Below are 12837 nucleotides of genomic sequence, written 5' to 3' on the forward strand. Positions count from 1 at the left end.
CGATCCGCTCAATTTCCAGTCGGCTGCGTTCGGCTCGGGCGCCCACCCGTGGTTCACTGGAACGATGGACCGATCGGACGAACTGCGCAGCCGGATCGCACGGCTCGCCGCCGGCAGCCCGCGGCCGGTGTGGATCGACGGAATGAACGTGTTCGCGACCGACCGTGTGACCGAACCGCTGGGCTCGACCACGGAGCCGGTGTTCGCCCTGGTCGTGCAGGGGGCGAAGCGATCGGCTCTCGGCGAGCACATCTTCGACTACCACGCGGGCCAGTTCCTCGTCGTCGCGGTCGACCTCCCCCTGACCTCGCAGATCACCCGTGCCACGCCCGCCGAGCCGTTTCTCGCCTTCGGTCTGCCGCTCCAACCCGCGCTCATCGCGCAGCTGTCCCTCGAAGAAGGACCCACCGAGGTCCGCCCCCACGACGGACCGGGCATCGCGACCAGCGACGCCGACGACAGGCTTCTCGACGCGGTCCTGCGGCTCCTGCGGCTGCGTGACGACCCGCGAGAGGCATCGATGCTGGCGGCCGGTGTACGGCGTGAGATTCACTGGCGCCTGCTGAGCGGACCACAGGGTGCCCTGGTCAGACAGATCGGGCAGGCCGGGAGCCGTCTCGCGCTGGTCACGAAGGCCGTCGAGTGGATCAAGACCCACTTCGACCGGGTGATCCGTATCGCCGACCTCGCCGACGAGGTCGGCGTGAGCGTCGCCTCGCTCAACCGGCACTTCCGCGCGGTGACCGCCATGAGTCCGCTCCAGTACCAGAAACAGCTACGGCTCCAGGAGGCCCGTGTCCGGCTGATGGCGGCGCCGTCCGACGTGGCGGCGGTCGGCCATGCCGTGGGCTACGACAGCGCGTCCCAGTTCAGCCGGGAGTACCGGCGCATGTTCGGCGCCCCGCCGGGGCAGGACGCGGTACGCCTCCAGACCGTCCCGACGGTGGAGGAGTAGCCGGCCCCGGAGTACCCGTGCGGCGGCGAGATCCAGGTCGCATCCGGCCGTGACACACGATCCGGCGCGGGGTGACCGGCGCCGGGGGGCGGCGGGCCGCGAAGTCCCGCCCGGCCCGTGACGCCCGGCCCGTGACGCCCGGCCCGTGACGCCCGGCACGCGGGCTCTCCGTAGCCCTTCGGGCACGGGAGGTGCCCCCTTCGTCGTCGGGTTGCCCGAAGACGTCGGGTCCGAGACCGATCCTCCGCCGTGCGCGCCCACGCACCACCGCCCCCGCCACCGGGTCGGCGTCCGCCACCGCGCGAGCCCCGCCACCGGCGGCCCGGCGGCTTTGCCATTCCTTTACAACCCGCCGCGCCCCCGCCTCGTCTCTCCTCCCGATCTGTAGCCCCGCCCGCCGAGTCCCCGGGCAGGCGGACGACGAAAGAGAGCGACACATGCGCCGAACTGTCCTCAGCGCCATGGCACTCGCGAGCACCGCCGTGCTCGCGACCACGGTGCCCGCGTTCGCCGACGACGCGACCCCGACCCCGGTCCCCAGCACCCGCCCGACCGAGGAAGCCGCCCCCGCCCCCGCCGAGCCCTCGCAGGCGACCCGGACTCCGAGTTCCGCCCCCGCCCCGGCCAGGACCCCCGGCCAGGTCGCCGTCGTACCGGAGGGCGCGCCCGACACCGGAGTTGCCCCCGCGGCCTCCCGGTCCGGTACCGGCGGCATGCTGATCGGAACCGGCGCCGCGGCCCTCGCCGCGAGCGGTGCGGCGGTCTTCGTCGTACGCCGCCGGCGAGTGACCGGGGCGTGACCCCGCCCTCCAGGCGCGCCTTCGCCGCCGCCGCGCTGGCCTCGCTGCTCGTGGGCTGCGGCGGCCCCGCCGCCGACCGGGCCACGAACGAGGGCCGCTCCAGCCGTACGCCACCTCCCGCCGCGAAGGCGAACGGGGAGCGGGCGGCCGAGGCTCTCGGGCGCTCCGTTCCGGCCCGGCTGCTGATCCCCGCCATCGGGGTCGACACCCCGGTCATGGGGCTGGGGCTGGCCTCGGACGGCACCATGCAGGTGCCCCCGATCACGCCGGACGACCGCGCGGGCTGGTACCGGCACTCGCCGACGCCCGGTCAGGTCGGCCCGTCGGTGATCATCGGCCATGTCACGGTCGGTTCCTACGGAGACGGCGTCTTCCGGGACCTCGCCCGTCTGCGTCGGGGCGACACGGTCACGGCGCGCCTGGAGAACGGAGCCGCGGCGGAGTTCGCCGTCAGCTCCGTGCGGAAGGTCGCCAAGGCGGACTTCCCGGCGGACGACGTGTACGGGGACGTGGACCGCGCGGAGCTGCGGCTCATCACGTGCGGTGGGACCCGTACCGGTGACGGTTACCTCGACAACGTGATCGTCTTCGCCACGATGACGTCCGCGCGTGGCGCCTGACGCGCCACCGGATCCGGACCGAGGGAACGTACGCCCTCGGTCCGGACTCCTTCCCTGTGGGCCGGGCCGGTGAGCCCTGCCGACCCCCCACTGCGGCCACGACCATGGAGAGCGTTGAAACGGTCCCGCGACAAGGCAGCGTCCGAGCTGTTCGCCGCCCTCTACCCGCGCCTCGCCGGCTGGTGCCGTCGACTTGTCGACGACGACGAGACGGCGCACGAGATCGCCTCCGAGGCGTTCACGCGGCTCTGGGCGCGGTGGACATCCGTGCAGGAGCCGCGCGGCTTTCTCTATGTCACCGCCGCCAATCTCGTACGGGACCACTGGCGCGGACTGGAGCGCGAACGCAAGGCCATGCGCCGGGTCACCTCCGAAGCCGCGGTCAGCCCGCACACCGAGCAGGCGGACCCTTCGGTACGTCTGCTCGTACAGTCACTGCCGGAACGGTTGCGCGTCCCGATCCTGTTGCACTATTACGCCGACATGCCGATCCGGGAGGTGTCCGTGCTGACCGGGCGCAAGGAGGGAACCGTCAAGGCCGATCTCCACGCGGCCCGCGAACTGCTCCGCGCCCATCTGAGGAGAAGCCTTGACCACACGCGCTGACGACCGGCCGGAGTTCGACCCCGACGACCCCATCGCCGTCATCCTGCGGCCCACGTCCGACCTCCTCGGCCCGCCGCCCCGCCGGTACGAGGCGATCCGCCGCACCGCCGCCCGCCGCCGGCTGCTCCGGGCCGCCGCCGGAGTCGGCCTCTCGTGCGCCGCCCTCGCCCTCGTCGCGCTGCCGTTCCACCTCGCGACGACGTCCGACGGCCCCGCATCCCCGGCGACCCCTCTCGCCCCACCGTCGGCGACCCACCCGTCCCCGGACCCGGATCCTGCCCCCCGCCCCGGCGGGACCGCCACCCCGGAGAGCTCGCCCACCCCGAGTGCCCGCGTCCCCGAGACCGTCCCCACCCCCCGCGCCCCGTCGGTACCCGGCCAGGCCCCCGACGAACGCACCCCGCTCCGCGACGGGTCGGCCCCCGGGCCGGACACCCCGCTCCGGCAGTAGGCGGGAACCTCGGAGGGGCGCGCGGAAGCGCGACGAGAAGGCCGCGCACGGAGGCGGGCGGCGGCTCGCGGCTGCACACCGGTTCAGCGCGCGCTCAGCAGCGTGCGCGTCTCCTTGTCGATCTGGCGGGCCTCGCCGGTCGGTACGACGACCACCGGGACCTCCGCCTCCGCCGCGCTGACCGGGTAGGCAGCCGCGTCCTCGTCCTCCGTGGGCATCCGCAGACCGCCCCTGACGCCCAGGATGCCCAGCCCCGCGCAGATCTCCTCGCGCACCTCCGGCTGGTCCTCGCCGATCTCGCCCGTGAACACCAGCGCGTCGAGGCGGTCCAGAGACGCGGCCATCGCCGCGATGCCGCTGCGGCAGTGGTGGGTGAAGACGTCCATCGCCAGAGCCGCCCGTTCGTCGCCCGCCGCGCGGGCGCGGACCAGGTCGCGGGTGTCGCCCGACGTACCGGACAGGGCCAGCAGCCCCGAGCGGTGGTCGAGGGCGTCGTCGATGTCCCGTGCGGAGAGACCGTGCCGGGTCTGGAGCCAGGTCAGGGCCCCCGGGTCGACGGCGCCGCTGCGACGGCTCATCACCAGGCCGTCCAGCGGAGTGAAACCCATGGTGGTGTCCACGCTCGTGCCGTCACGCACCGCGCAGGCCGAGCAGCCGCCGCCGAGGTGGGCGATGACGATCCGCAGGCTCTCCGGCCGCCGCCCGAGCAGCTCGGCCGTGCGGGCCAGCGCCCACGCGTAGGACAGGCCGTGGAAGCCGTAGCGCCGCACACCGAACTCGCCGCGCCATGTCTCGGGTACGGCGAACTCCCGGGCCGCCGCGGGCAGACCGGTGTGGAAGACGGTGTCGAAGCAGGCGATGTGCGGCACGTTGGGCAGCAGCTCGCGGGCCGCGTCGAGTACGCGCAGAGCGGGCGGGACATGCGAGGGCGCCAGGTCGGACATGCGCTGGAGGGCGTCCCTGACCTCGTCGTCGACCAGGGTGTGGTGCCGTAGCTCGGGGCCGCCGTGCACGATCCGGTGCCCGACCGCGGTGGGCGCCGGCGCGTAACGGAGCAGATCGCGGAGCTGCCCGGCCGTGTTGTCGCCGGGCGCCGACGTGTCGTCGTACGAGGCGATCGCCGAGCCGTCGTTCGCGAAGACGGTCAGGTGCACGCTGGAGGACCCGGCGTCCGCCACCAGCACGGGTTCACGCTCGCGATCGGCCACGACATGCCCTTCCTTTCGGGACTCTCTCCGGGTACGCCTCAGCCCGGGTCACCGGTGGTGCGCCCGGTCGGCAGCAGCGAGCCGATGTCCACAGGCAGCGCGGCGGCGATCTTGTTCATCAGCTCGGGGGCGAGTGCGGCGTCGAGCACCTCCAGCACGGCGGCCGCCTCCCGGAGAGCCGCGTCCTCCGTGGTCCCCGCCCGGTCCGCGATCCGGCCCGTGAACGCGACCAGGTCGAACCGTTCGCCCGAGCCCGCGTCCCGGCCCTCCGCGAGAGCGAATTCCGCCGGCCGCCGCAGATCGGCCGCGAGCTCCGGCGAAAGCTGCGCCGCCACGTGGTCGGCGAGCCCCGCCGGCAACCGTTCGCCCAGCGTCCGCAGCACCGCCTGTGTCGCCCGCTCGGTGGATCCACGGTCCGGCAGTTGGGCGAGTGCCTGAATCTTGCCGATCATCTCGTCGTGGTGCATGGCGTGATCCTCTCCGGACGTCACGGGTCCCGGCGCCTGCCCCCGGACCCACGGGCGGGTCGCGTACGAGGGTGTCGACCGGGCCCCGCGCGGCGGCCGCACACGGGCGGTCTCCTTCGGCGTCGGGTGTGGCCCGCAGCCTCAGGGTGAGTCCGGGCCCGCGTTCCGGCAAGTTTGGGGCGGCGCCATTCGGCTACCCATGGAGGCGACCCGTACGAGCGGGACCACGGGCCCACGACCCCGCAGGCAGGAGAGGCACCATGCGTATCGGAATCATCGGAGCGGGCCGTATCGGCTCCACCCTGGCCCGGCACTTCGCCGGCATCGGCCACGAGGTGGCCCTCGCGAACTCGCGCGGCCCCGAGACTCTGGCGGAGCTGGTCGCGAGCATCGACGGTCCTGTCCGGGCGGTCACGGCCGCGGAAGCGGCCCGCTTCGGCCAGGTGGTCGTCGTGGCGATCCCGTACGGGCACATCGGCGATCTGCCCCTCGCCGAGCTGCGCGACAAGGTCGTCATCGACACGGGCAACTACTCCCCGGGACGTGACGAGCACGAGCCGGACCTGGACGACGACTCCACCACCTCCAGCGAGAAGCTGCGGAACGCGACGGACTCGAATCTGGTCAAGGCGTTCAACTCCATCTTCTGGGAGGTCCTGCGCGACCGCGGCCGCCCCAAGGGCGACCCCGAACGACTGGCCATCCCGATCTCCGGCGACGACGAGGAGGCCGTCGCCGTCGTGGCCGGACTGATCCGCGACATCGGCTTCGACCCGGTGAACGCCGGCCACCTCGGCGGCGGAGGCCGCAAGCACCAGCCCGGCACCGACGTCTACGCCGCGAAGCTGTCCGCCACCGAGCTGGACGCGCGGCTGCACAGCGCGTGACCCGCTGTCGCCGGGAGCGATGCCCCGTCCCCGTCCCCGTCCCAGGCGCCTCCGTCCACGTCGGAGCAGTACCGTGTGTGGCAGAGGAGGGACTAAAAAATGGCTACGGATACGGCTACAGAGAAGGCAATCCTCGCGGGCGGCTGCTTCTGGGGCATGCAGGATCTGATTCGCGGTCTGCCGGGGGTGATCTCCACCCGGGTCGGTTACACCGGTGGTGACGTGCCGAACGCGACGTACCGCAATCACGGAACGCACGCCGAGGGCATCGAGATCATCTTCGACCCCGAGAAGACCAGCTACCGGCAGATCCTGGAGTACTTCTTCCAGATCCACGACCCCACGACGCTCAACCGCCAGGGCAACGACATCGGCCTCAGCTACCGGTCGGCCATCTACTTCGTCGACGACGAGCAGAAGCGCGTCGCCGAGGACACCATCGCCGACGTGGAGGCCTCCGGTCTCTGGCCCGGGAAGGTCGTCACCGAGGTGGCCGAGGCCGGGGCCTTCTGGGAGGCCGAGCCCGAGCACCAGGACTATCTGGTCCGCTACCCCGAGGGGTACACGTGCCACTTCGTCCGGCCGAACTGGAAGCTGCCTGTACGCAGTGAGCGGTAAGCGGCGCCCGGCGCTCTGATCGTTCGTCCTCGATCGCGGGAAGGGCCGATGGCGGCCCGGCCGGCGATCGAGGACAGCGGCGGCGGGTGCCGTTGCCCACCGGCCGGACTCAGCCGGCGAACACCTGCGCGTCGTCGGCGAACGCCTTGAACTCCAGCGCGTTGCCCGCCGGATCGAGCAGGAACATCGTCCACTGCTCCCCGGGCCGCCCCTCGAAACGCAGGTAGGGCTCGATGACGAACGTCGTCCCCGCCGCACGGAGCCGGTCGGCCAAGTCGTGGAACTCCGGCGGGGTCAGCAGCAGCCCGAAGTGCGGTACGGGCACGTCGTGCCCGTCGACCTCGTTGTGTGCGTCATCGCCCCGCCGCGGGGCCAGATGCGTCACGAACTGGTGGCCGTGCAGATTCCAGTCCACCCAGGTGTCGGAGCTGCGGCCCTCCGCCAGACCGAGTACGTCGCCGTAGAAGCGGCGCGCGGCGGCGAGGTCGTCGACGGGCACGGCGAGATGGAAGCGCGGTATGCGGGGGCCGGGGGTCGTCATGGGGGTGGATCCGCCCTTCGTCACGGTCACTGGTCGCGTCGCTGTTCTTCTGCGCGGGACTCTCACGGGCACTGTACGGATGGCCCATACGGTCGTCACGTGGGTCTCTCCCGCACCACGTCCGCCGGCTTCTTGTCATCCCGCAGCCCCAGGAAACGCGGGTGGCGAAGCATCCCGTCCCGTGTCCACTCGGTGAAGGCGATCTGGGCGACGAGCCGGGGCTCCGACCAGTGCGGGGCCCGCTCCTTGACCACATCGGCGAACGGGGAGCGGGGCATCGGGGCCTCGTCGAGCCGGTGGCGGAGGTCCAGGAGTGTCGCGCGGTCGTAGCCCGTCCCCACCTTGCCCGCGTACCGGAGCCGCCCGTCCTCGTAATGGCCGAGGAGCAGCGCGCCGAAACCGACGCGGGAGCGGGACGGTTCCGTGTAACCGCCGATCACGAACTCCTGCCCCTGCTCGCACTTGAGCTTCAGCCAGCCCGTTGAGCGCCGGGCCTCGTACCGGCCCGCCGCCCGCTTCGCGATCAGCCCCTCCCAGCCGTTGGCGCAGGCCCGGTCCAGCAGCTCCTGACCGCCCGCGTTGCGGTGCGGGGTGAAGCGCAGCGGCGCCCGGTAGGTCAGGGCCCTGCGCAGCAGCGACTTGCGCGAGCGCAGCGAGATCGCGGTGAGATCGGCGCCGTCGAGCCGCAGCAGATCGAACAGGTAGTAGGTGACGGCCACCCCGCTGGCGCGCGCCCGGCGGGCGTCGCTGATGCCCATCCGCTGCTGGAGCCGGGCGAAGTCGGTACGGCCGTGGGAGTACGCGACGATCTCCCCGTCCACCGTGAAGTCGCCGCGTTCCTGGGCGGCGAGGGCGTCGACGATCTCCGGATAGGTCGAGTCGAGCCGGCGCCCGGTGCGCGACAGCAGCCGTACGCCCGACTCGTCGCGCACCGCGAGCACCCGGACGCCGTCCAGTTTGCGCTCGAAGATCCAGCCGTCGCCGAACATCCGCCGGTCGGTCAAGGTGGCGAGCATCGGCGCGGACGCAAGCAGGGCACCGGACCGGGCGGAGCGCACTCTGCGCCGCTCGTCGGTGGGCAGTGTGTCCAGGAGGCTGCTCATCGGCCTCGCCTCTCTCCGTGTCAGGGGCTACGGGTGGAGGCTCCCCGGGAAGAGGTGCGGGGTGCGCCTGCGGGCGCGGCTGATCACCCGTTAGGGGCGGACGGGGCAGCCGGACGAGCGGCCCGGCCGCCTTGCGGTGCGGCGAGCGGGTGTACGCCGGGCGCGGCCGGGGCCGCGCCCGGTACCGTCACCGTCCGCGGGAGCGCGATCTGTCCGGTGACGAACGAGCTGTCCCGCGGAGGCGCGGCGGACACCGGCGGGATCTCGTCGAGCGCCCACTCGCAGCCGCGCTCGCGGTACCCGGGAGTGACACGCTCCCAGGTCAGCTCCAGGAGCGCGTCCGAGTCGGGGTCGCGCGACGGACGGCTCCGTGCGACGCAGGGCCATCTGTTCGACAACCCCGGGGCCCAGGCGCGGGTCGCCGTGGTCGACCTCGACGACGAGCTGACGAGCGGACGCCTTGTGACCGGCCTGGTGCGGCCGGAGGGGTCCCGGCACCCGAACGCGATCGACGACTCGGCCGGCCGGGGCGGCGCGCGGGGAAGAGGAGCCGACTCCTCGTGGTCGACGGCCGGTTCAACCGCTGGGAGGCCGGACCGCCGCCGTTCACGATCGCCGCTGGGCCGCCCCCCGAGAAGTAGCCGGCCCCGAACGGGTCGTACCGACACCCGAACGGTCGCGGACACCGACGGCCTCAGCGGGCCGGCGGTGACACCAGCCCCAACTCGTACGCCATGATGACGAGTTGGACCCGGTCACGGGCGTCGAGCTTGCTGAACAGCCGCGCCACATGCGCCTTGGCCGTCGCCACGCTGATGAAGAGCTGGTCCGCGATCTCCCTGTTGGACATGCCGCGTCCGACGAGGACGAGCACCTCGCGCTCCCGCCCGGTGATACCGGCCACCGCCCTGGCGGGCGGGGCCGGTTCGGGCCGGGCCGCGAACTCCTCGATCAGCCGCCGGGTGACGCTCGGGGCGAGGAGGGCCTCGCCGGCGGCCACCACCCGGATCGCCGACAGGATGCCTTCGAGGGCCATGTCCTTGATGAGGAAGCCGCTCGCCCCGGCGCGCAGCGCCGCGTACACGTACTCGTCGTCGTCGAACGTCGTGAGGACCACGACCCGCGCCGCCCCGGGACCGGCGGTGATCAGCCCCGTCGCCTCGATACCGTCCATGCCGGGCATCCGGATGTCCATCACGACGACGTCCGGCCGCAGTTCCCGGACCAGCCGCACCGCCTGGGCGCCGGTCCCGGCCTCACCGACGACGTCCAGGTCCGGGTGGTCCGCGATCAGCACGCGCAGTCCCGAGCGGATCAGCGGCTGGTCGTCGACGAGTACGACACGGACCGGAGCCGTGGCCGCCGGGCTCCCGTCCGCCGACTCCGCCGTCATCGGGCCGCGTCCGGCCGCGCGGGGGCACCGGCCCGCGGCGCGGGTCCCGGCAGCGGCAGTCGCACCGCCACGCGGAAACCGCCCTCCGGACGCGGTCCCGCCTCCAGCCGCCCGCCCAGCAGACCGACCCGCTCACGCATCCCCACAAGGCCCCAGCCCCCGGCCCGGTCGATGTCGGCCGGCTCGCACCCCCGCCCGTCGTCGACGACCTCGACGGACACCTCCTCGTGCCCGTACTCGACACTCACCCGGCAGGACAGGGTCCCCGCGTGCCGTACGACATTGGTGACCGCCTCCTGGACGACGCGGTACGCGGACAGGTCGATGTCCGCCGGAATCGCCCGGCGCCGGCCACGCCACCGCAGCTCGACCCGGACTCCCGCGCCCGCCACGGTCGACGCCGCCAGCCGCTCGACATCCGCGAGCCCCGGTGCCGGATCGAGGGATACGGGCTCCGCGCCGGGAACCGGTTCCGTACGCCGCAGGGTCCCGAGCGTCCGCCGCAGCCCGGCGAGCGTCTCCCTGCTGGTGGCCTCGATGCTCACCAGCGCCTTGCGGGCCTCGTCCGGCTGGGTGCCGATGACCCGGCTGCCCACCCCCGCCTGGATGGCGATCACCCCGACGCTGTGGGCGATCATGTCGTGCAACTCCCGTGCGATCCGCAGCCGTTCGGCGGCGACAGCCCGGGCCGCCACTTGGCTCCGCTGCTCCACGGCGTGTTCGCGGCGCTCCCGGACCGACATCCCGATCATCCAGGCGGCCACCAGAGCGAGGAAGAGGATGACGAGCGTCCGCACGTAGACGTCGGAACCGGACGTGAAGTAGGTGGCGGACGCGATGTGCACGAGGAGCGTCGGGACGGCGACGGCGAGCGCGACACGGCGGGTGCGGGAGGCCACGACGGACAGGACGGTGAGATCGTTCGCCAGCACCAGCAGATAAACGACCTCCCACGAAGGCCGCTGCGCCGAGACGGCGAACGTGCCGACGAGCATCACCGCCGTACCGGGCAGCGGGTGGCGCCGCAACAGAGCGAGCGGCAGCACGGTGACCAGCGCGAGGAGCGCGAACCGCGCGCCGGCGGCGTTGTCCGGACCGCCCCACACCGCGAACCACAGCGCGAACGGATAGGCCGTGCCACCGCACCAGGCCGCCAACGCCGAGGCGGTACGACGCGCCCGTCCCGCTTCTGAGCCCGTCCGGGACAAACGCCTGAGCTGCGGAAAGAGTGGAGTGGCCGACATGCGCCGATCGTAACGGTCCCCTCTCCGCCGGGGTATTGGCCGAGAGGTGTACGCCCGCGGGCCACCCTCACCACCACCGGTGTGGCCGACCGCCCGATGCCGAACGGGCAGGTGCCCGGCCACTGTTGGCCGCGTGATCGAAGTCAACGAACTGACCAAGCGCTACGGCGGGACCACCGCCGTCAAGGACCTCAGCTTCACCGTCCGCCCCGGCCGGGTCACCGGGTTCCTCGGCCCCAACGGGGCCGGCAAGAGCACCACCCTCAGGCTGCTGATCGGACTGAACCGGCCCACCGGCGGCACCGCCACCATCGACGGCCGGCCCTTCCGGGACCTCCCGCGCGGACTGCGGCACGTCGGCGCGCTGCTCGACGCGCACGACATCCACGGCGGGCGCACCGCGCGCGCCCATCTCTCCGCGCTCGCACGGAGCAACGGTCTGCCCGGGAGCCGGGTGGACCATGTCCTGGACGAGGTGGGACTGGCCGCCGCCGCCCGGCGCCGTATCGGCGGATTCTCGCTCGGGATGAAGCAGCGGCTCGGGATCGCCACCGCGCTGCTCGGCGATCCGCCGGTGCTCCTCTTCGACGAGCCGATCAACGGCCTCGACCCGGAGGGAGTGCTGTGGGTACGCGGGTTGTTCCGGCGGCTCGCCGCCGAGGGCCGCACGGTGTTCGTCTCCAGCCATCTCATGAGCGAGATGGAGAACACCGCGGACGATCTCGTCGTCATCGGCCGCGGCCAGCTGATCGCCGCCGAGAGCGTGACGGAGTTCGCGGCCCGTGGCACCCGGTCGAACGTGACCGTACGGACACCGGACCCCGCGGCGCTCACCGATCTGCTGACCGCCGAAGGCGCCGACGTGACGACGCGGCCGCCGGCCGGAGACCTGCTCGTGGTGACCGGCCTCGGCGCGACCCGCATCGGTGAGGTCGCCCATCAGCACCGCATCAGGATCAACGAGTTGACGACAGGCTCCGCCTCGCTCGAAGAGGCGTTCATGGAACTGACCGCCGACAGCGTCGAATACGGCACAGGAGACCCGCGATGACCGCACCGGCCGAACCCCGCGCCCGCTTCCGCGATCTGGTCGCGGCCGAGTGGATCAAGATGTGGTCGCTCCGCTCGCCCCCCTGGGCCCTCGCGGTGAGCGCGCTGCTCGTCGTCGCGATCAACACGAACGCCGCCGTGGCCGACCACAACAACTGGCCCGGCTACCCCGAGGGCATCCGGGAGCTGTTCGTCCCGATCTGGGCCATGCGCGACGCCTTCACCATCGGCGGGGCGATGGTCCTGATGCTCGCCGCCGCGAGCATCGGCGCGCTGACGCTGGTGGGGGAGTACAGCACCGGCCAGATCCGTACGACGTTCGCCGCCGTCCCGGCCCGCCGCTCGGTACTGGCGGCCAAGACGGTCGTGGTCACGGCGGTCACCGCGGTCCTCGGCGCCGTCGCCGCCGTGACGTCGTTCGCGGTGACCCAGGCGGTCCTGTCCGGCCGGCGCATCGGTCTGCCCTTCGACTATCCGGGCGCCACGCGCGTCCTCCTGGCGTCGGCGCTGCTCGCGCCGGTGTGCGCGCTCGTCGGCATGGCCCTCGCGGCCCTGATCCGGCACACCGCGACGACGATCGTCACCCTCACCCTCCTGCTTCTCGTCCTGCCGTCCCTCGTCACCGAGCGCGACCACGCGACGGCCTCGCTCCTGCACGCCCTGCCCCAGGGCGCCTGGGCCGAGCTGGTGACGGTGGGCGACTCACCGGTCCCCGTGACCTACCCGACGACGATCGCCGGCTCGTGGATCGTGTACGGGCTCTGGTCGCTCGCCGCGGTGGTGGTCGCCGTCGTCGCCGTCCACCACCGTGACCCCGCGCCCTGATCCGTCCGGTCCGCCGGCCCCTGGGGCGCGTTTCAGAAGTCCCCTCTGGCCCCCTGCGGGCGGACGACG

Annotated in this window: 16 protein-coding genes; 9 read left to right on the forward strand and 7 right to left on the reverse strand. The window is 72.9% G+C overall.

Annotation, left to right across the window (positions count from 1 at the left end; all coding sequences use genetic code 11):
• Positions 1–64: 64 nt before the first annotated feature.
• The 5 genes from IEY79_RS03200 to IEY79_RS03220 all read left to right on the forward strand — a co-directional run bounded on the left by IEY79_RS03200 (position 65) and on the right by IEY79_RS03220 (position 3432).
• Entirely contained in the window at positions 65–955 is an 891-nt protein-coding gene (locus IEY79_RS03200; protein WP_229700592.1) for an AraC family transcriptional regulator, read from the forward strand.
• 437 nt (positions 956–1392) lie between these two features.
• On the forward strand, positions 1393–1755 hold the full coding sequence (locus IEY79_RS03205; protein ID WP_189105728.1) for a RodZ family helix-turn-helix domain-containing protein: 363 nt from the start codon (positions 1393–1395) through the stop codon (positions 1753–1755).
• On the forward strand, positions 1752–2375 hold the full coding sequence (locus tag IEY79_RS03210) for a class F sortase (protein ID WP_189105729.1): 624 nt from the start codon (positions 1752–1754) through the stop codon (positions 2373–2375). The genes IEY79_RS03205 and IEY79_RS03210 overlap by 4 nt, the downstream gene beginning before the upstream one ends.
• 114 nt (positions 2376–2489) lie before the next feature.
• Complete coding sequence (locus IEY79_RS03215; RefSeq protein WP_189105730.1) at positions 2490–2981, forward strand: RNA polymerase sigma factor; 492 nt, start codon at positions 2490–2492, stop codon at positions 2979–2981.
• Positions 2965–3432: a hypothetical protein gene (locus IEY79_RS03220; protein WP_189105731.1), complete on the forward strand. Its 468-nt coding sequence runs from the start codon at positions 2965–2967 to the stop codon at positions 3430–3432. Before IEY79_RS03215 ends, IEY79_RS03220 begins: the two co-directional genes overlap by 17 nt.
• 83 nt (positions 3433–3515) lie before the next feature.
• Here the strand turns inward: IEY79_RS03220 and IEY79_RS03225 are convergent, their stop codons facing one another.
• Positions 3516–4640, reverse strand: coding sequence for an acetate/propionate family kinase (locus tag IEY79_RS03225; RefSeq protein ID WP_189105732.1), 1125 nt, complete (start codon positions 4638–4640; stop codon positions 3516–3518).
• A 38-nt stretch (positions 4641–4678) separates the two neighbouring features.
• Complete coding sequence (locus IEY79_RS03230; RefSeq protein ID WP_189105733.1) at positions 4679–5107, reverse strand: DUF2267 domain-containing protein; 429 nt, start codon at positions 5105–5107, stop codon at positions 4679–4681.
• Positions 5108–5367: 260 nt separating this feature from the next.
• On the opposite strand from IEY79_RS03230, the gene IEY79_RS03235 reads away from it, so the two are divergent.
• Both IEY79_RS03235 and msrA read left to right on the forward strand, forming a co-directional pair.
• The gene (locus tag IEY79_RS03235; RefSeq protein WP_189105734.1) at positions 5368–5994 is read left to right on the forward strand and encodes an NADPH-dependent F420 reductase; all 627 of its coding nucleotides are present in this window, start codon (positions 5368–5370) and stop codon (positions 5992–5994) included.
• Positions 5995–6093: 99 nt separating this feature from the next.
• A complete protein-coding gene (msrA, locus tag IEY79_RS03240; protein WP_189105735.1) occupies positions 6094–6612 on the forward strand; it encodes a peptide-methionine (S)-S-oxide reductase MsrA in 519 nt (172 codons plus the stop codon).
• Between the two features lie 109 nt (positions 6613–6721).
• On the opposite strand, the gene IEY79_RS03245 is transcribed toward msrA, so the two are convergent.
• The 5 genes from IEY79_RS03245 to IEY79_RS03265 form a co-directional block, all read right to left on the reverse strand.
• Positions 6722–7153 (reverse strand): VOC family protein, encoded by a 432-nt coding sequence (locus tag IEY79_RS03245; protein WP_189105736.1) that lies wholly within the window; start codon positions 7151–7153, stop codon positions 6722–6724.
• 95 nt (positions 7154–7248) lie between these two features.
• On the reverse strand, positions 7249–8256 hold the full coding sequence (gene ligD / locus IEY79_RS03250; RefSeq protein ID WP_189105737.1) for a non-homologous end-joining DNA ligase: 1008 nt from the start codon (positions 8254–8256) through the stop codon (positions 7249–7251).
• 83 nt (positions 8257–8339) lie between these two features.
• Positions 8340–8654 (reverse strand): hypothetical protein, encoded by a 315-nt coding sequence (locus IEY79_RS03255; RefSeq protein WP_189105738.1) that lies wholly within the window; start codon positions 8652–8654, stop codon positions 8340–8342.
• A 296-nt stretch (positions 8655–8950) separates the two neighbouring features.
• A complete protein-coding gene (locus IEY79_RS03260; RefSeq protein WP_189105739.1) occupies positions 8951–9649 on the reverse strand; it encodes a response regulator in 699 nt (232 codons plus the stop codon).
• On the reverse strand, positions 9646–10893 hold the full coding sequence (locus IEY79_RS03265; RefSeq protein ID WP_189105740.1) for a sensor histidine kinase: 1248 nt from the start codon (positions 10891–10893) through the stop codon (positions 9646–9648). The genes IEY79_RS03260 and IEY79_RS03265 overlap by 4 nt, the downstream gene beginning before the upstream one ends.
• 133 nt (positions 10894–11026) lie before the next feature.
• Here IEY79_RS03265 and IEY79_RS03270 point away from each other — a divergent pair, with 133 nt between their 5' ends.
• Entirely contained in the window at positions 11027–11944 is a 918-nt protein-coding gene (locus IEY79_RS03270) for an ABC transporter ATP-binding protein (RefSeq protein ID WP_189105741.1), read from the forward strand.
• Positions 11941–12768 (forward strand): ABC transporter permease, encoded by an 828-nt coding sequence (locus IEY79_RS03275; protein ID WP_189105742.1) that lies wholly within the window; start codon positions 11941–11943, stop codon positions 12766–12768. The genes IEY79_RS03270 and IEY79_RS03275 overlap by 4 nt, the downstream gene beginning before the upstream one ends.
• Positions 12769–12837: the final 69 nt, after the last annotated feature.

The sequence above is a fragment of the Streptomyces camponoticapitis genome (assembly GCF_014646115.1).
GTDB classification, from domain to species: domain Bacteria; phylum Actinomycetota; class Actinomycetes; order Streptomycetales; family Streptomycetaceae; genus Streptomyces; species Streptomyces camponoticapitis.